This is a genomic window from Clostridium intestinale (genome assembly GCF_035905475.1).
In the GTDB taxonomy this organism is placed as follows: Bacteria; Bacillota; Clostridia; order Clostridiales; family Clostridiaceae; genus Clostridium_T; species Clostridium_T intestinale.
Genome location: NZ_CP121166.1, coordinates 3,539,595 through 3,558,270 on the forward strand (window position 1 = coordinate 3,539,595; position 18,676 = coordinate 3,558,270).

Here is an 18,676-nt window from a genome sequence, read left to right on the forward strand (position 1 = left end):
TATTCACCTCCTACACTACTAAGATAAACTCATATGTACAAAGGTTCCATTTTTGCATCAAGTTCATTATAAAACAAAAAGAACCGTTATACACGGCTCCATTTATCTTATACTTCTATACCTCTTACCTAAACCACTACGTCTATCTTTTTCATTCTTCTTATTGTAACTCTGCTAATTAAAACAATATAAAAAAGATTTACCACAAAAAATATTATCCACTGGATTCCTGAAATACTTTGCTGGCTTATTATTCCCATACCAATAGATAGTAATGAGTAAGGAAAAATCATACCTAACTTTACTACATATAATCCAAGTCCTATAAAAGAAAAACATAGTCCAATACCTATAGGAACTGCAAAACTCTTCATTCTAATTGATAAAGCTAGCTGAATTGTACTTATTGTTAAAGATGCTAACCATCCTCGTATAAACCATCCATATATCTCTATAGGAAAAGGACTGTTAAGACCTATAAGCTTCCCACTAAGATAATATAGTGTAAAAAATAATCCTTGAATAAAGAAACTTATTATTCCTGCCATAATAAGTTTTGACAAAAAAACATTACCTATTGGTACAGGAGTAGTCATTGTCATGTTCCAATTTCTATTTAAATGTTCTAATCTACATAAGTAGGCGCAACATATGCCAAGCAAAATAGGTAAAAAGAACTCTCCATAAAATAAGCCTACTTGAGACCATAAACTATACCACTCTTTTTGTAAAACTCCTATATTCATAGAAAAATTTGCACATCCAATTAACACACTTATACTTGGTAGCGTAACCATTACAATCCATATATGCGAATGCTTTATTTTTATAAATTCTGCTATAATACTACTTTTTAAACTTCTCACATTTACACCTCCTGGCTCTCTATATGCATACTTCCTAAGAAATAAATGATTATTCCCATCATAGCTATTATTGCTAACAATGAAGCCGAGGCTCCTATGTTTTGAACTGTAAAACTCATTTTCTCATTTTCATAAAGTTGGATGATAGGGCTTAATCCACTATAGTAAGACCATATAAATATTCTTCTTATAACTATAGGAAATAAGTCAGCTGATAGTCCTATAAATCCACCAATCATCCCAACACATAATGAAAAAGCTTGATTACTAATAGCCATAGATACCCATTGCTGTAAAGCTATTATTACTACATTTACTATAAATATACCCATGAAATATCTAATTAGTAAAGTTGTAGGCAAAGGTTGTGTAAAACCACTCTTTTTCCCATAAATAGCTACTGCAAAAATTTGAATAAGAGTTGCATAACTCATGATTATACATGAACATATATATTTAGCTTTATAGATATCTCCTCTCTTTAGTGAAACAGATAATAACAATTTCCATGTATTCCCCTTATTCTCCATATCACAAATCCTAGATACTACAATAGCGCAAAGTATAGGTAAAAAAAGCCCATTCATTGATGATAACATAGCAATTACAGGTTCCCACCCCGCTGTTTTAGGATTACGTGAAAAGGACATACTTGCTGCCATAAAGGCCCAGGCTATCTCCCCTAACATAAACATTGTAATCATACTAAATAAACGTTTATGTCTTAATTTATAAAATTCTAAACTAATGGCTTTCATTATAAGCTCTGCTCCTTTCCAGTAAGACTAAGAAAAATGTTTTCTAAACTTTTCTTATGTTCCTCTATACGCAATACACCAATATCATGATTAGTTAATTCTTTATTTATTTGAACTACTTGTCTATCGATGATATCTCTAAGCATTAAGAAATCCCCTTCTTGAGTATTTACAATCCCTCTTCTGACTAATATATCCTTAGCTAATCTATTATTATCTGTCTTAATTGCTATAGTTGACTTACTTTTCATCTTAAGCTCATCCATTTCTCCTTGGAAAAGCATTTTTCCGTTATTTATTATACCTACAGATGTAGCTATTTGCTCAATTTCAGAAAGAAGATGGCTTGATATTAAAACAGTAATTCCATATCTTCTTGGCAAAGTTTGAATTAGTTCTCTAATTTCACTAATACCAGCAGGATCAAGTCCATTTGTAGGTTCATCCAATATTAGCAATTTAGGAAACGCTAAAAGCGCCATAGCTATTCCTAATCTTTGCTTCATTCCAAGCGAATAATGAGAAACCTTTTTATCCTTTTGATTTTCTAATCTTACTATTCTTAATGCTTCCGCTACATTCTTATCTGGAACTTCTCTTAATCGTTGCATTACCCTCATATTCTCTATTCCACTAAGATGTCCATAATATGAAGATGATTCAATTAAAGAGCCTACCTCTTTTAAAATACTACTTCTATTACTCTCAAATTCTTGATCGAAAATCTTAAAAGTTCCGCTTGTTGGTTTAACTAATCCTAAAAGCATCTTTAAAGTAGTCGATTTACCAGCTCCATTAGGCCCTAAGAAACCATAAATATCTCCTTTTTTTACGAATAAATCAATATCCTTAACTCTATAGATATCACCATATTTTTTAGATAGTTTACTTGTTGAAACAATGTTATTCATTATTTACTCCATCCTTCCTAATGTTTTTATAGGTTAAGTATATATATCTTATATTTCTTCAATCTAACATCAACATTACGCTAACCTTAAATAATTACCAAGAATGTTTATAATATCTTATAACTGATATAATATTTTTAGGTGATTTAATATGAATGATATAAAAAACAAAAAGTTACTTATCGTTGATGATGAGTTTGAGATAAGAAATATGCTTCACGGTTTCTTACGTAAAAATGGATTCAATAGAATATATGAAGCGTCTAATTGTTCGGAGGCCTTAAAGATATTTTATGAAATAAGTCCAGATATTGCTGTTTTAGATATAATGTTACCTGATGGAGATGGATTTTCTCTTTTATCGACTATTCGTAAAACTTCAAGTATACCTGTAGTTTTTCTATCGGCAAAAGGAGAGGATGAGGATCGTTTATTAGGACTTGGTCTTGGGGCTGATGATTACATAGTTAAACCATTTTTGCCACGTGAATTAGTTTTAAGATTAACATCAATTCTACGAAGAGTTTATTCTCCAATTGTTCAAGAAAAGAAACCTATTTTTGAATTAGGAAATCATAAAATAGACTTAGAGAGTGGAATTGTATCATATGATGATAAAGAATGTCCTTTTACCGCAAAAGAGCTTATTTTATTAAATAAATTCTACGAAAATAAAAATCGTATTGTTACTAATGATGCCCTTTGCCAAGTTACCTGGGGTGATGATTATTATGGATATGAAAATACCTTAGCAGTTCATATACGTAGAATTCGTGAAAAGATTGAAGTCAATCCCTCAGACCCAAAACACCTAGTTACAGTTAGAGGTTTAGGCTATAAGCTTTTAATAAAGGAGATTTCTTGATGGAGGGAGCTATAAAAATTTTAAAGAGATTTATTGGGTCAACAATATTTATTGTTATATTTATATTGTTACTTAACTTTTTTTTGCTTTTTATTTGGTTATCTAAAGGCATGAACTCAGGTCACTCGCCTTCAGTTGTAGTAGAAGAAATATCAAAGGATATATGCGAAACAAATAATGATTTTTATTTATCCACACCCTCAAAAGAACTTTTAGATAAAAATTCTGCTTGGGCAATGCTACTTAATAATAATGGGGAAATATTATGGAGTTATGCTCTCCCTACTGAAACTATTAAAAATTATTCGATAACTGATGTAGCTAAATTCTCTCGAGGTTATCTTATGGATTATCCGGTATTTGTTTGGGAAAATGCTTACGGTCTAATGGTAGTAGGATACCCAAAAGGTACTCTCGCAAAATATCAGCATGTTCTTCCCTTTAACTGGATAAAAGATCTTCCTTTTAGAATCTTACTTCTAATAATGGGTAATATTTTTTTAATACTGATCTTATCATTATTAATAGGTTCAAAACTAATTACATCTATTCGTCCTCTTACTAAGGCTATAAAATCTTTAGAGGAAGATAAAAATGTATTTATAGAACCAAAAGGGGTTTTATCTAATCTTGCTGAAAGCATAAACCATGCTTCCTCATTATTAAGTAATAAAAACGCAGCTCTAAAATCTAGAGATGAAGCAAGATCTAACTGGATTGCAGGTATCTCTCATGATATACGTACTCCATTATCCATAATTCTCGGATATGCCAATGACTTAGAAGAAAACTATAATATTTCAAGTGAACAAAGATTGCAAGCAGGCATTATTCGTAAACAAGCTGAAAAATTAGGTGTTTTAGTTAGCGATTTAAACCTTGTTTCTATGCTAGAATATGAAATGCAGCCACTAAATAAAAAAATAGTTAGATTATCTTCCTTGGTTAGATACGTAGTATCAGATTTTTTAAATAATGATTTAAATGAAAAATTTGTTCTAGAAATAGATGAATTTGACGATAAATCAACTATAAACGGAGATGAACGTCTATTAATTCGTGCTATTACAAATCTTATACAAAATAGTATTCATCATAATGAAGATGGCTGTCATATACATCTAAAAGTCTCTTGTGATTCAATTTGTAACATAGCTTCTCTTTCTATATATGATAACGGAAAAGGAGTTAACAGAGACTCTTTAAATGACTTACTTGAACTTCCTTTTTCATCTAAAAGAAAACATCAGATTCACAATGGTCATGGACTTGGCTTACCCATGGTTTCAAGAATTATAAAAGCTCATGATGGTACGTTAACTTTATCAAGCGATATTGGAGAAGGCTTCTATTCAAAAATAGAACTTCCTTTAATAAATTCTTATAGTGGAAATTTACAAGAAAGATAGTTTTATTTTTAAACTATCTTTTGTTTATATTCCATTAATTTTGATTTGTGATAATATTATCTATATGATTATTTTATAAAATATAACTAATGAGGCATTTATATAGGAGGAAAAATGGCAAGATATTTTAATGGTAAAAAAGTAGAATTACTAGCTCCAGCAGGAAATATGGAGATTTTTAAAAGTGTGGTAAATGCAAATTGTGACGCCATCTATCTAGGTGGAAAATCCCTTAACATGAGAATGATGAGAAAAGGATATAATTTCTCAAACGAAGAGATTAAAGAAGCCTTAGATTTAGCTCATGAACAAGATAAAAAAATCTATATAACAGTGAATAATATGATGAATGATTCTGAAGTTGATGAAGCTATCGAATACTTAAGGTACTTAAATGATATTAAAGTAGATGGATTAATAGTTCAGGATCTAGGTATTCTTCAAATTTGTAAAGAACATAATTTCAACAATTTTGAGATACATTCTTCTGTTATGATGAACGTTCATAATATAGAGTTTGTAAATGCCCTTAAAGAACTTGGAGTTACAAGAGTCGTATTATCAAGGGAAATGGATTTAAAAACTGCTAAAGCTCTTCAAATTGCAACTGGAGTAGAAACTGAATATTTCATGCATGGAGATATGTGCACTGTAAATGGTGCTAATTGTTATTATAGCTCTGTAGTTTTAGGTAATAGCTCAAATAGAGGAAGATGTTTTAAACCTTGTAGATGGGCTTATACTATAAAAAAAGATGGATACTCTTATCCCTCAGAATACCCTTTAGCTGCAAAAGATATGTATATGTATGAACATATTCCTGAACTTATTGAGGCAAACATAACTTCATTTAAAGTTGAAGGACGTATGAGAGATACAGATTTTATTGTTAATTTAATAAACACTTATGGTGAAGCCATTGATCGTTACATAGAAGATCCATTAAGTTTTAATCGTAAAAAACATGCTGAAGAATTATTTGAAGGTAGAAAACGTGATTTTACTACTGCCTACGCCTTTTCAAAACCTGGTTTAGATTTCATAAATACTCGCTATGAAGGTACTGGAAAATTCTACTCTACCGGAAAAGTATTTTCTTCCCCAACAGAAGAGCCTGAAATTACTGACACTTCTATTGAGAAAGTTTTATCTGAATTAAATATTCCTGATTCTAAGTCTAACCTGAAACATAATTTATCTGTAAAGGTAAATAACTTTGAACAAGCTAAACTTGCTATAGAAAAAAATGTAGATAGGATTTATTTGCCTAGTGAAGTTCTTCTTCCTGATGAATTCATTAATTTAGATGAACTTAACACTTTGATGACTATAAAAAACTCTACTAAGATTTATTTGGAACTACCTCAAATGATGAATGAACTTCAATTTGATATTATAGATCAATATTTAAGCAAACATGGTCACCTATTTGATGGATTACTAGTTTCTAACTTAGGTGCTATAAAGAAGTATGCACATAAGTATAAAACTATTTCAAATTATAACTTAAATATTTATAACCATAAGGCTCTAGAGTTCTATAAAAATCTTGGAGTTAATGAATTTACCTTATCCATTGAAACAAGGAATAATGAACTTGGTTCTTTTATTACTTCTACCAAAGAACCTTTAGAGATGATTGTTCACGGCCCAATAAAGGTAATGTATTTAGATCACAATTTATACGACAATATAGATAGTCTAAAACCTATAGAAAAGGCAGATAATTCTTATGTAAATAATAGTATATTAGTACTTATGACAGATAAAGGAGAAAATCCAGTATATATAGATCAAAATGGGAAAAATCATTTATTTACTGCCAAGGAACTATGTTTATTACCTATTTTAGAGGGAATTAATAACTCTGTAAGTTTACGTATTGAAGGAGAAACATACTCAACTCAAGAACTTGAGAGTGTAATTGATGTTTATAAAAAGGCTATAGAAGACACTAGTAAATCTAAGGATTTATTTAATAAATTAAAAACACTTAGAGCTGGTTTCACTCTTGGTGCATTAAACTTTAAAGCTATTTAGAAGGGAGATTATATTATGACATTTATAGGACCTCAAAAGATATTAGAAAAAAGAAAAGAATACTTTTTCCCAGCTACTGCACACTTTTATAAAAATCCACCTCAAATAACAGCTGGAAGCATGCAATACTTATTTGACGAAAATAATAAAAAATATACTGACTTTTTCTCTGGTGTATCGGTTATGAATTGTGGTCATTCAAATCCAGAAATACTTAAGTCAACAATAGAACAGTTAAATACTCTTCAACATACAACAACGCTATATTTAACTCAACCTATGGTAGACCTAGCTGAAAAACTTTCTGAGATATTCCCGGGAAATATTAAAAGAACTTTCTTTTGTGCTACTGGTTCAGAAGCTAATGAAGGTGCTATGGCCTTAGCAAGACTACATACTAAAAAAAATGGATTTATAGCTTTAAATGGAGGATTACACGGCAGAACACATTTAACCTTAAGTGTCACAGGAATACCAATGTGGAGATTAGATGATAACCTAGTTAAAGAGAATATCTTCTTTATAGAAAGACCTTATTCTCCTGATACAAGTTATGAGGAAGCCATGGAAAAGTCTTTAACTCAATTGGAAGAAGTTCTAAAGGAAAATGGAGATAAAATAGCTGCCATGATGCTTGAACCACTTCAAGGAAACGGAGGCATAATTCTATATCCCTTTGATTATATAGTTAAAGTCAAAAGCCTTTTAGAAAAATATAATGTTTTACTAATTGTTGACGAAGTTCAAACTGGATATGGAAGAACAGGAAAAATGTTCTGTATAGAACACTATAACGTAGTTCCAGATATAATTGTAACTGCAAAAGCTCTAGGTAATGGTATTCCTATATCTACATTTTCTACTACAGATGAGATAGCTAAGTCTTTTGATAGACCTTCAGCATCTACTCTAGGAGGAAATCCAGTGGCTGCTTACACTGCTTTAAGTGTTCTTAATTATATTGAGAAGAATTCCTTAGTTAAAAAGTCCGAGGAACTAGGTGCTTATTTAAAGTCAAAATTAGAAGAGCTATCCTCTCCAGTTATTAAAGAAATTAGAGGTATAGGTCTTATGCTAGGAATACAAACTCAATCAAGCAATAACCTTACTTCTGCAGAGATCACAGACATTATATTAGAGGACATGAAGGATTCTGGATTCTTTATTGGGAAAAATGGTTTAAATAGAGATGTTATAGCCTTCCAGCCTCCTTTAATTATAACAAAGGAAGATATACACAATATGTTATTTGCTTTGAAAAACATTCTCAAAAAATTTGATTAACTAGTTACATTCATACTTTAGTTGTGCTATACTTTCATTTGTGAAAATTTACGTAGCATAATTGCCGAAAGGAGCATTAAAATGGTACTTAATAAAGCTATAAAAAAAGCCCATGATTATGGAGTATTAGTTATGTTTTCACATACAATATTCTCTCTATCCTTCGCATTAATATCCATGTTGCTTGCAAGTAAAGGACTTCCTTCTCCTTACGTTATATTTTGGATATTAGTAGCCTTCATGGGAGCTAGAACTGGTGCAAATGCTATTAATAGAGTTATAGATGCTGAAATAGACAAGAAGAACCCTCGTACTGCTACAAGACAATTACCTCAAGGACTTATGAAAAAGAAAGAGGTAATATTATTTTCTTCTATATGTTTCTTAGTAATGATTATAGGGGCCTATATGTTAAACCCTCTATGCTTATTGCTTTCACCTATAGCACTATTTTTATTAATTATATATTCATACACTAAACGCTTTACTTGGGCTTGCCACTTGGTTTTAGGCATAACCTCAGCAGCTGCCCCTGTTGGAGCTTGGCTTGCAGTTACAGGAAAAATATCTTGGCTTCCTCTTTTTATTGGAGCAGCTAACACATTATGGGTTGCTGGTTTTGACATAATATATGGATCTCAAGATTATGACTTCGATACAGCTAATGGAATTAATTCAATTCCTGCAAAATTCGGAGTTAAAAATGCCCTACATATTGCAGCTTTTTTTCATGCTATAACATTAGTAATATTAATCATAGTAGGATTATTAAGTCCACAACTTGGTTTAATATACTTTATTGGTATAGGAATCATTTCAGTTTTATTTATTTTAGAACACAGAATGGTTTCTCCAACTAATTTATCAAATGTTAAATTAGCTTCTTATAGCATAAATCAATTAATAAGTATTGTATTTTTAATCTTTGGCGTTATTGACGCATTAATTTAAAAAATAGGAGAATTATAAAATGACTAAATTAAAAAAACTATTAACTATATTAACCTCAGCAGCTGTATTATTATCACTTACAGCTTGTTCAAAAACTGAAGAAACTAAAACGCCTGAAAAACAAAGTTTAACTTTTGGAATGATGGGTTCTATAGACTCAGTACCTTTCGTAATTGCAAAAGAAAAAGGTCTTTTTGAAAAAGCAGGTGTTGATGTAACAATTGAAACCTTCAAAAACTCAAAAGACAGAGATGCAGCTTTTCAAGCTGGAAGCTTAGATGGAGTAATATGCGATGAAGTAGCTATATCCCTTTATCAAAATGCTGACTTTGATGTTAAAATAACTGGAATTACAGATGGTGATTTTATGCTTGTAGCTGGAGCTAAATCTGGAATAAAGTCCTTAAGCGATCTTAAAGAAAAAAGTGTAGCTATATCAGAAAAAACTTCAATAGAATACACTCTAGATAAAATATTAGAGAAAAATTCTATGAATCCTAAAGATGTAAAAAAATCAGTAGTTCCTGCTATACCAACTAGACTTGAGATGCTTAATAATGGTAATGTAGATGCTGCTTTACTTCCGGAACCATTCTCTTCAATGGCAATAAATAGTGGTGGAATTCTATTAGGAAGTGCTAGCAACTTAGCTTCATACCCTTCAGTATCTGCTTTCACTCAAAAAGCTATAGATGATAAATCTAGTGAAATACAAGCTTTCTACAAGGCATATAATGAAGCTGTTGAATATATAAATAGCACATCTGTTACTGAATATGAAGACTTAATTATAAAAACAGTTGGTTATCCAGAAGATATGAAAGGTAAAATTAAATTACCTACTTTTAGAAAAAATATGCTTCCTAAAGATGAAGAAGTTCAAGAAGCTATAAATTGGTGCAAGGATAATAACTTAATTACTAAAAACTTAACTCCTAAAGATGTTACAAATAATATAGGCGTTAAATAAATTTCTATGGAGGTCTCTTATGCTAAATATAAATAATCTTACAGTTAATTATAAATCAAATAATCAAATAATTAATGCATTAGGACCTATAAATATGACTATAGCAGAAGGGGATATCTATGCTATCATAGGCCCTTCTGGCTGTGGTAAATCCACTCTACTTAATGTTCTTAGTGGTATCATTAAAAGTTCTACCGGGGATGTTCTTTTGAATGATAAATCACTAAACCCAAAGACTCATAATATAGGCCTTATTCCTCAAAATTTTGGACTTCTGCCTTGGAAAAGTGTACAGAAAAATTGCCTATTAGCTCTTAAAATAAAAGGAGTAAAAGTTGACTCCTCTTTAACTGAAAGAATAGAGCTTATTCAAACTAAACTAGGCATAAATGAGCTAAAAGATAGGTATCCTAATGAATTAAGTGGTGGTCAAAAACAAAGAGTTGCCATAGCAAGAGCTTTTATAATGAATCCAGATATATTACTTATGGACGAGCCGTTCTCTGCACTTGATGCTTTAACTCGTGAAGAAGCTCAAGAACTTTTCATAAACATATGGAATCAATATAAGCTTACAACCCTATTTATAACTCATAACATAGAAGAAGCTATATATATGGGGAAAAAGATAGTTATAATGTCTCATTGTCCTGGAACTATAGTTGAAATTATTGATAATCCATTATTTAATACAGAAAACCTACGAGAGGATGAAAGATATTTAAAACTATCTTCATACTTAAGAAGCATTATAAAAAGAGGTTGGAAAATATGAAAATTAGAAAAAAACTATTAGTATTCATACAAGGATTCATTACCTTTAATTTGTTATGGTATCTTTTTTCACTAAAAGTTAATATGAAAATCCTTCCCCGCCCTACTGAAGTATACTTAAATATGTTCAAGTTATCTAATCAAGAGCTTTATAAACATGTTTTAGTAAGTCTCTATAGGGTTTCAAGTGGAATTATAATTTCCTTAATTATAGGATCATTGATTGGATTACTTATGGCTTACTCTAAAACGTGGAATAAAATTTTAAATCCATTAGTTTATTTCACCTATCCTATCCCTAAAACTGCTCTGCTTCCTATAGTGATGCTATTATATGGATTAGGGGATAAATCAAAAATTATTATTATAGTTCTTATTTTGGTATTCCAAATTATTGTAGCAGTAAGAGATGCAGCTCTTAATATACCCTATGAAACCTATAATCCTATACGAAGCCTTGGAGCCTCAAAACTTCAAATATTTTCTCACATAACATTACCAGCTATATTGCCAGAGCTACTTACAACCTTAAGACTATCTATAGGAACAGCACTCTCAATATTGTTTTTTGCAGAAGGTTATGGAACCAAATATGGCATAGGTTATTATATATTAGATGCATGGAGCAGAATTAGCTATTTGGAAATGTACACAGGAATAATAATCCTTGGTCTATTGGGATTTGTTTTGTTTATGTTAATAGATATACTTGAAGAAAGTTTATTTAAATGGAAATCTTAATAATTAGATGAGCATATTAATAAGCTTAATATGCTTATTCTTATTATAGATCAGGAAATATGTACTACAACTCATCTTTATCTTTATTCTTCTCTTTATTATTAATAAATTCCGCTATTAACTTGTCTAGTTCAACGCTTGTCTTTAATATTTCATTATAATCAGCATTTTCATTTATCAGCGAATGTAATTCATCTCTTAATTCGCTTATTTCTCTTTTAATCATCAACTCTCCTCCACCTTAGCTTAACTATCAGTAAATATTTAACATATATAATTTTACTGAACTACTATGCTATTTGCAAACAAAATATAATAGCTCTCTGCTTATTTATCTAATTAATTTTTATGTATAGAGTTATCTTGAGGAGTGAACTAAATTGAAGAATGAATTACTAAATATAGATAATAAAGCCATCGGGCATAGAATAAGAACTGAGCGAGAAGCATTAAGCCTGACTAGAGAGAAATTTGCTGAGATTGTTGACTTTTCACCCTTATATATTGGACAACTTGAACGTGGGGAAAGACAGATGAGCCTTATCGCTTTAGTTAAAATATCTAACTGTCTCCATATATCTACCGACTATTTGATATATGGAAATAAATACACTGATACTGCTAATGCGATTTTAAGAGAAGATTTAGAGAATTACTCTGTACAGAGTAAAAACTTAATATATGACTTAATTAATAAATGTTCCACTAAAGAACTACATTTAATTGAGGACATTATAAAATTAATACTACCTTACATAAAATAATAGCTTAATCTAGCCTTTTATTATCTTTAACAAAAAACCTCCTATGCACCCTATTTCCTTTGCAAAGGAGGTTTTTTTATTTCACTCAACTTCATAACTATCTACATCTACTATTATTGGAGTTTCCTCTTCCTCATATTTTTTTATCATCTTTTTCTTAGGTAAAGTTAATAGAAGTATGCTTCTATCAAAGGCTGCACCTATCTTACTTTTATCTATCTCTTCTATATTGAAAGTTTTAATTAAATTACCGCCAGTCTCAACTATACTCATCATTACGTTCAATCCATTACTATATACTTGTCTTCTTCTAATAGTTAAAATAGCTCTATTCCTTTCAAAATCTATACTTATATCTTTAGGTGAAACCCCTGGTAAATACCCTTTTAATAGATAATAATCTCCATGATCTTTCATCTCAACACTATAATCCTGCTCTCTTGGTCTTTCATTAACTAAACTACTCGCTAAGACTTGATTAATCATATTATTAAAAAATGTATCAGTAAACATACCACTGAAAATATTAATTCCGTTAAGCATAAAAGGAAACATTCTAAACATATATGCCATCCTTTCTAAAATATACTTTTACTATATAAGTATTAATATTTTCCTATTTTTGACACTGCTTTACCAAATAAATATAGCGCATTGAATTAAATAAATTCAATGCGCTAATATATACTATTTAATTACTTCATTATTACCCATATACGGTCTTAATGCTACAGGAATATTTATAGAGCCATCTTCATTTAAGTTATTCTCTAAAAATGCAATTAACATTCTTGGAGGCGCCACTACTGTATTATTTAAAGTGTGTGCAAAATATTTACCATCTTTTCCATCTACACGAATCTTTAAACGACGAGCTTGTGCATCACCTAAATTAGAGCAGCTTCCAACTTCAAAGTATTTCTTTTGTCTAGGAGACCAAGCTTCAACGTCAACTGACTTAACTTTCAAATCTGCTAAATCACCTGAACAACATTCTAATGTTCTTACTGGAATATCTAAAGAACGGAATAAATCTACAGTATCTCTCCATAATTTATCGTACCATTCCATACTTTCTTCTGGTTTACATACAACAATCATCTCTTGCTTTTCAAATTGATGAATTCTGTATACTCCCCTTTCCTCTATACCATGAGCCCCTTTTTCTTTTCTAAAACAAGGAGAATAACTAGTTAAAGTTTGTGGAAGTGAAGTTTCTGGCAATATAGTATCTATGAACTTTCCAATCATAGAATGTTCACTTGTTCCGATTAAATATAGATCTTCTCCTTCTATCTTGTACATCATAGCTTCCATCTCTGCGAAACTCATAACTCCAGTTACAACTTCACTACGAATCATAAATGGAGGAATACAGTATGTGAAGCCCCTATCTATCATGAAGTCTCTAGCATAAGAAATTATTGCTGAATGTAGTCTTGCAATGTTACCCATTAAATAGTAGAAACCATTTCCAGCTACCTTTCTAGCACTATCTAAATCTATTCCTTGTAATTTTTCCATTATCTCTGTGTGATATGGAATCTCAAACTCTGGAACAAATGGATCACCATAACGTTGAACTTCAACATTTTCACTGTCATCTTTACCTATTGGTACACTTGGATCAATTATATTTGGAATTACTAGCATAATATTTCTTACTTTTTCTTCTAGTTCAGCCTCTTTTGCTTCTAACTCAGCCAACTTTTCAGATTGCTCAGTAACCTTTTTCTTCATTTCTTCGGCTTCATCTCTTTTTCCTTGAGCCATTAATCCACCTATTTGTTTAGAAAATTTATTTCTATCAGCTCTTAGTCCATCGGCTATTACCTTTGCCCCTCTAAGCTCTGCATCTAACGCAATAACCTCATCTACTAATGGAAGTTTGTTATCTTGGAATTTATTCCTTATATTTTGTTTAACTAACTCTGGATTTTCTCTAACAAATTTTAAATCTAACATTTTTTATCCTCCTGATACATTTAATATAAATTGAAATAAAAAAAACCATCCCATATATAAAAATATATATATTGGGACGGAGATATCCGCGTTGCCACCCAACTTGCTAGTCTATAAATCAACTAGCCACTCGACAATAGTACAATAAAGAGTACAAACCTTTCGATTCATCACCGACAGCTCCAAAAGTGGAAAGATTTAACCTTTCACCGATTCACACCAACCATCGGCTCTCTTAAGAAATTTATAAATCGTAGCTTTTATAATCACTGTTTTCCATATATAACTATTATGTACTAATTATATATGCATTTATTCAGTTCTTCAAGATTTTTATTCATTAAATAGTTAAAATTACATATATGATAAAAATGGCTCTGTAACACTAATTATTTAGTGCTACAGCCCCATCTTCAATTATCCAATACTCTTTTTTTGTAAGATAATTCTTTGTATAGTCTTATATGACAAATAATATTTATCAGAAATACTTTGTATTGATTCTCCACTTAAGTAATCTTCGTATATATTTGTATTTCTATCTGAAAGTTCTTTTTTACTTTGTGATAGTTCTCCCCATGCAATTTTATTTTCTTCCTTTCTAGGTATATAAATATACTTCCCATCTACATACTTTTGAATTAACTCTAATATTTCATCAGGAAAAATATCCTTAGCATTTGCATAGCTCATTATATGCCCTCCTAAATATAATTTGTTTCTTTAGGATTGAGCAAAGGCTAAAACTATTTATTATTTGATTTTTATGCAGTAGCCTTTGCTATGCATATATAACATATTTTCTCATAAACAAACTATGCCCCTTTCAATGTTTTATATTTTACCTTATATATACAATTATAATGTTTTATTCAATATTTTGTCTAACAAAATGATTCAAACTTCTATACTATATGATGTAAGGCTTTCATAACCTCTTCTTCAATCCAAATACGTATCTCCATTCCATTCTTTATTTTGGTAGCTGAAGGATTTTCATTACCTTTAATATAAAGTTGTCCAAGTTTCTCCTTACTCTTTATTTTACTTCTAGATAATCCAAGCTTCTCACTTAATAGTCTATCTACTCTCACATCTATAGGATATCTACATTCTATTTCAATAATAAGTTCAGATTCCATTTTATAATTTATTCCTATTTTCTGTGATACTAACTTATATTTCAAATCTTCTAAAATAACTTCAACTTTATTTTTACTATATACGCTTAAATTAAATCCGTACTCTTTTATTAAATTCTCATCATTCACAAGAAATTTCTCATACTCATTTCTATTAATTTTATGAGATTTTACTCTCTCATGTATAGTCATATTCCAAGTTGATTTACACTTATCACATTGATAAATCATCCAAACATCTATATTATTCTTGTTTGCATTCACTCTAAATTTCCCACTATTAATGTAATGTGATTTTTCATTACATTTAGAACAAATTCTTTTCACCTTAGGTAAACTTTCAGGTATTAGTTCCCACCTATATTTATTTAAATAGCTCATATCGCTCCTCCTAATTATTAAAATCTTAGGATTAGCAAAGGCTACTTTATTATTTTTTAATAATGCACTAGCCTTTGCTATGCATTAAAAATCTCCGTAGTCATAAAAATCGCCTCCAATATTTTATATACTTATATTTTATCAATCCTAATTAATTCATAAAACCTCATTCTTATTTCATAAATAAAAATGAGGTTAGTGTAGTTCTTTCATTTGATTATTTTATATAATATTCTTATAAAATAGCACGATATTTTTCCAATTTAATCGTATATATAATGACAGACTTTAAAAAAGTATGGAGGTGACTGCTTGAAAGGGGACTCATTTATTAAAATTTATAAAGAATATTTTCCTTATGTATATAGATACCTTTATGGACTTACCTATAGCCACCAAACAGCAGAAGACTTGACTCAAGAGTCTTTCGTTAAAGCTTTAAGTATTCTTCAAATTTCAAATGAAAGCATAAAATCCTGGCTTCTCACAGTAGCTCATGGACTATGTTAAAAAAAATAGTAGATTAAGTTTTCATGAAGATAATTTTTTAAATGAAATAAACGTACAAGATTTTACAGATAAGTTAATGCTTAAGGAAAGTATAAACTCTGCTTTTATATTAATAAAACAACTTCCAGAGAATCAACGACAGGTAGTGCTGTTATGTCTAATAAACGAGTTATCTTATCATCAAGCATCAGAAATTTTAGATATAAGCGTTTCTGCAGTTACTAATTTAATCTACAGAGCTAGAAAAACACTTAGAGAATTAAGGAGGGAAATTGATGGATAACGAATTCCAAGAAAAACTCAAGTTATATAAAGAAGGAAAATTAAATAAAGAAGAAGTTTCTGAAATAGAATCCTCTATTGATAAATTCATTGCTATATCAGATTATCTTAATAATGATGAGAATGATTTCTTTGAAGAACTGAAACAGCAGCTACCAACAAGTAATGTACAAGAAAATAAATTTGACAAGGTATTAAAACGTAAAATAAATCTACGAATTATACTAATAACCGCAATTTCATCTATTTGTGTTTTTTTATTTTTTATATTTCTATATTTTACTTCATCTAAAATAATTACATCTTTGTTTGGATTAGACTATAAGGAATTATATGTAAAAAGAGAGATTATAGTTCAATTTGCAGGAATGTTTCAACCTCAATATAAATCAAATCGTAGCGGAGTTAGTTCATCACTTTTTGCTCAACAAAATATCGATATCTCTCTTGAAAATACTATTAGAAACACTAAAATAGATGAAATGAATCTAAAGGTAAAATACAGTTTTGGTGAGCCTTCTAAATCAAAAGAAACAACGACACCTCAACTAATATTTCAAGAATTTACTCCTTTTTTTGATCATGAATCTAATCCAAAAGCAGGTTTTAATGTACTTGAAAATGCTCCTCAAGGAACTAAAGCAAAAATATTTATACAATTTAATAAACCCTTAACCGCTGAAGAAATAAAAGAAACTTTTGTAGATAAGCTTGACTCTACAGATGCCGCTATGTCATCTTTTGATATCACACCTATAGCTGTATTTAACTCAAACTTTGTATTAGCAAATCCTTCTTATTTTCTATGTACAACAGTCTTTCCATATGACAATAAGAATGCAAAACAACTAGAGAATAACAGAGGAGAACAAACTCAATATGAAAATATGGATAATGAAGCCCATAAAGAATCTCTTATAGGAAATCTATATCTTATAAAGAACAATCTAAGCCTTCTGAGGTCTATGTACTATCAGGATATGTTTGAAAATATTAATATTGACGACTTAATTAAAGAATCTGAAGATAATGGTGCTGAATATGCTGGTATGTATATATCTGCTGACAGTAAAGATCTATTAAAACTTAAAGATAGTTCTTTTATTCACTGGGTTGGAGTTCAGAATATAGTTATCTGGTGAATTTAAGCATTTGATCAAAGTGTAAAAGATCATTTGGGAGATATCCTTAACCATATTAATAATCAAATAACTTTATTAAAAACATCATAATAATTATTTATGTGATATAATATACAAGTAATAATTTTACTGTTTACAATATGAGAAATACTAAACTAAAGATTCGAATTTGATAAAGGTGTTACCAAAACAGTAACACCTTTATATTGCTATAAAAATATAAAAATTATTTCTAGATAATCAAATATGAAAATAATTGTTAAAGTAATGGAGGATTAATATGAGAGTTCTTAAACACGCTATTTTAGGTCTACTGGATAGAGGCGAAATGAGCGGTTATGATATTATGACTGAATTTAAAGATAAAGAAATTAGACACTTTTGGAGCGCAAAGCATAGTCAGATATATCCAGAATTAAAAAAATTAACAGATGAAGGCCTAATAGAATTCAAAATAGAAATACAAGGGGAAAAATTAGAAAAGAAAGTTTATTCAATTACTAATGCGGGGAAAAAAGAGTTAAATAAATGGTTAAGTACACTAGAGCAAGAATTTATTACTTTAAAAGATGAGTTTATGTTAAAGGCTTATTTTATTTCATCTATACCCAAAGATGAGGCTAGAGAACAATTTTTAAATGAGTTAGAAAAACATAAAAACAGGTTATCTTTTTTAGAAGAGGAGTTTGAAAAACTAAAAGTAGTTATAGGTGATGAAATTACATATGAATCAAAAGAGTTTGGAAATTACTTAGTTTTAACCAATGCTCTAAAACGTGAAAATAGATACTGTGAATGGTTAGAAGACTCCTTACAATTTATGAAATAAATCATTTAAATTAATATCATTTTTATAAAGCAATTAGTTTTTAACTAATTGTTTTTTTTTTAACAAAAATATATTGATTTAGATTAAAATAT

21 protein-coding genes and 1 other annotated feature are annotated in these 18,676 nt (G+C 29.7%); of the genes, 13 read left to right on the forward strand and 8 right to left on the reverse strand.

The genetic code is table 11. The features are described from left to right. Positions 1-128: 128 nt before the first annotated feature. Genes P8F83_RS18060 through P8F83_RS18070 form a run of 3 tightly spaced genes read right to left on the reverse strand, consistent with a single transcriptional unit; the run spans position 129 to position 2,535 of the window. The gene (locus P8F83_RS18060; RefSeq protein ID WP_326512156.1) at positions 129-866 is read right to left on the reverse strand and encodes an ABC transporter permease; all 738 of its coding nucleotides are present in this window, start codon (positions 864-866) and stop codon (positions 129-131) included. Positions 867-868: 2 nt separating this feature from the next. Then, the gene (locus P8F83_RS18065; protein WP_326512157.1) at positions 869-1,624 is read right to left on the reverse strand and encodes an ABC transporter permease; all 756 of its coding nucleotides are present in this window, start codon (positions 1,622-1,624) and stop codon (positions 869-871) included. Then, complete coding sequence (locus tag P8F83_RS18070) at positions 1,624-2,535, reverse strand: ABC transporter ATP-binding protein (protein WP_326512158.1); 912 nt, start codon at positions 2,533-2,535, stop codon at positions 1,624-1,626. Before P8F83_RS18070 ends, P8F83_RS18065 begins: the two co-directional genes overlap by 1 nt. A gap of 151 nt (positions 2,536-2,686) precedes the next feature. On the opposite strand from P8F83_RS18070, the gene P8F83_RS18075 reads away from it, so the two are divergent. From P8F83_RS18075 to P8F83_RS18110, 8 genes are all read left to right on the forward strand, one after another. Next, a complete protein-coding gene (locus tag P8F83_RS18075) occupies positions 2,687-3,400 on the forward strand; it encodes a response regulator transcription factor (RefSeq protein ID WP_326512159.1) in 714 nt (237 codons plus the stop codon). Continuing rightward, positions 3,400-4,809: a sensor histidine kinase gene (locus P8F83_RS18080; RefSeq protein WP_326512160.1), complete on the forward strand. Its 1,410-nt coding sequence runs from the start codon at positions 3,400-3,402 to the stop codon at positions 4,807-4,809. Before P8F83_RS18075 ends, P8F83_RS18080 begins: the two co-directional genes overlap by 1 nt. Before the next feature lie 114 nt (positions 4,810-4,923). Beyond that, positions 4,924-6,849 (forward strand): U32 family peptidase, encoded by a 1,926-nt coding sequence (locus P8F83_RS18085; RefSeq protein ID WP_326512161.1) that lies wholly within the window; start codon positions 4,924-4,926, stop codon positions 6,847-6,849. A gap of 15 nt (positions 6,850-6,864) precedes the next feature. After that, the gene (locus P8F83_RS18090; protein ID WP_326512162.1) at positions 6,865-8,133 is read left to right on the forward strand and encodes an aspartate aminotransferase family protein; all 1,269 of its coding nucleotides are present in this window, start codon (positions 6,865-6,867) and stop codon (positions 8,131-8,133) included. 81 nt (positions 8,134-8,214) lie between these two features. Next, complete coding sequence (locus tag P8F83_RS18095; RefSeq protein WP_326512163.1) at positions 8,215-9,084, forward strand: UbiA-like polyprenyltransferase; 870 nt, start codon at positions 8,215-8,217, stop codon at positions 9,082-9,084. 19 nt (positions 9,085-9,103) lie between these two features. Continuing rightward, complete coding sequence (locus tag P8F83_RS18100; protein ID WP_286908943.1) at positions 9,104-10,054, forward strand: ABC transporter substrate-binding protein; 951 nt, start codon at positions 9,104-9,106, stop codon at positions 10,052-10,054. A gap of 19 nt (positions 10,055-10,073) precedes the next feature. Further along, positions 10,074-10,829, forward strand: a complete 756-nt coding sequence (locus P8F83_RS18105) for an ABC transporter ATP-binding protein (protein ID WP_326512164.1) — start codon at positions 10,074-10,076, stop codon at positions 10,827-10,829. Beyond that, a complete protein-coding gene (locus P8F83_RS18110) occupies positions 10,826-11,569 on the forward strand; it encodes an ABC transporter permease (RefSeq protein WP_326512165.1) in 744 nt (247 codons plus the stop codon). Before P8F83_RS18105 ends, P8F83_RS18110 begins: the two co-directional genes overlap by 4 nt. 64 nt (positions 11,570-11,633) lie before the next feature. Here the strand turns inward: P8F83_RS18110 and P8F83_RS18115 are convergent, their stop codons facing one another. Continuing rightward, positions 11,634-11,795 carry an aspartyl-phosphate phosphatase Spo0E family protein gene (locus P8F83_RS18115; RefSeq protein ID WP_326512166.1) on the reverse strand — a complete coding sequence of 54 codons (162 nt, stop codon included), beginning with the start codon at positions 11,793-11,795 and terminating at the stop codon, positions 11,634-11,636. A gap of 154 nt (positions 11,796-11,949) precedes the next feature. Here P8F83_RS18115 and P8F83_RS18120 point away from each other — a divergent pair, with 154 nt between their 5' ends. Next, positions 11,950-12,333 (forward strand): helix-turn-helix domain-containing protein, encoded by a 384-nt coding sequence (locus tag P8F83_RS18120; protein ID WP_181601928.1) that lies wholly within the window; start codon positions 11,950-11,952, stop codon positions 12,331-12,333. Positions 12,334-12,414: 81 nt separating this feature from the next. Here P8F83_RS18120 and P8F83_RS18125 read toward each other — a convergent pair whose 3' ends face one another. The 4 genes from P8F83_RS18125 to P8F83_RS18140 form a co-directional block, all read right to left on the reverse strand. Then, positions 12,415-12,897: an Hsp20/alpha crystallin family protein gene (locus P8F83_RS18125; RefSeq protein ID WP_073021150.1), complete on the reverse strand. Its 483-nt coding sequence runs from the start codon at positions 12,895-12,897 to the stop codon at positions 12,415-12,417. Positions 12,898-13,020: 123 nt separating this feature from the next. Beyond that, positions 13,021-14,298 (reverse strand): serine--tRNA ligase, encoded by a 1,278-nt coding sequence (gene serS, locus P8F83_RS18130; protein WP_326512167.1) that lies wholly within the window; start codon positions 14,296-14,298, stop codon positions 13,021-13,023. A gap of 69 nt (positions 14,299-14,367) precedes the next feature. Continuing rightward, positions 14,368-14,574, reverse strand: a binding site (T-box leader). 141 nt (positions 14,575-14,715) lie between these two features. Next, the gene (locus tag P8F83_RS18135; protein WP_326512168.1) at positions 14,716-14,991 is read right to left on the reverse strand and encodes a CD3324 family protein; all 276 of its coding nucleotides are present in this window, start codon (positions 14,989-14,991) and stop codon (positions 14,716-14,718) included. Positions 14,992-15,203: 212 nt separating this feature from the next. Beyond that, positions 15,204-15,821: a DUF1062 domain-containing protein gene (locus P8F83_RS18140; RefSeq protein ID WP_326512169.1), complete on the reverse strand. Its 618-nt coding sequence runs from the start codon at positions 15,819-15,821 to the stop codon at positions 15,204-15,206. Between the two features lie 312 nt (positions 15,822-16,133). Here P8F83_RS18140 and P8F83_RS18145 point away from each other — a divergent pair, with 312 nt between their 5' ends. The 4 genes from P8F83_RS18145 (at position 16,134) to P8F83_RS18160 (ending at position 18,584) form a co-directional block, all read left to right on the forward strand. Then, positions 16,134-16,331: an RNA polymerase sigma factor gene (locus P8F83_RS18145; protein WP_326512170.1), complete on the forward strand. Its 198-nt coding sequence runs from the start codon at positions 16,134-16,136 to the stop codon at positions 16,329-16,331. Continuing rightward, positions 16,318-16,614: an RNA polymerase sigma factor gene (locus P8F83_RS18150; protein WP_326512171.1), complete on the forward strand. Its 297-nt coding sequence runs from the start codon at positions 16,318-16,320 to the stop codon at positions 16,612-16,614. Before P8F83_RS18145 ends, P8F83_RS18150 begins: the two co-directional genes overlap by 14 nt. Next, positions 16,607-17,755, forward strand: a complete 1,149-nt coding sequence (locus tag P8F83_RS18155; protein ID WP_326512172.1) for a hypothetical protein — start codon at positions 16,607-16,609, stop codon at positions 17,753-17,755. The genes P8F83_RS18150 and P8F83_RS18155 overlap by 8 nt, the downstream gene beginning before the upstream one ends. Positions 17,756-18,035: 280 nt before the next feature. Then, positions 18,036-18,584, forward strand: a complete 549-nt coding sequence (locus P8F83_RS18160; protein WP_326512173.1) for a PadR family transcriptional regulator — start codon at positions 18,036-18,038, stop codon at positions 18,582-18,584. Positions 18,585-18,676: the final 92 nt, after the last annotated feature.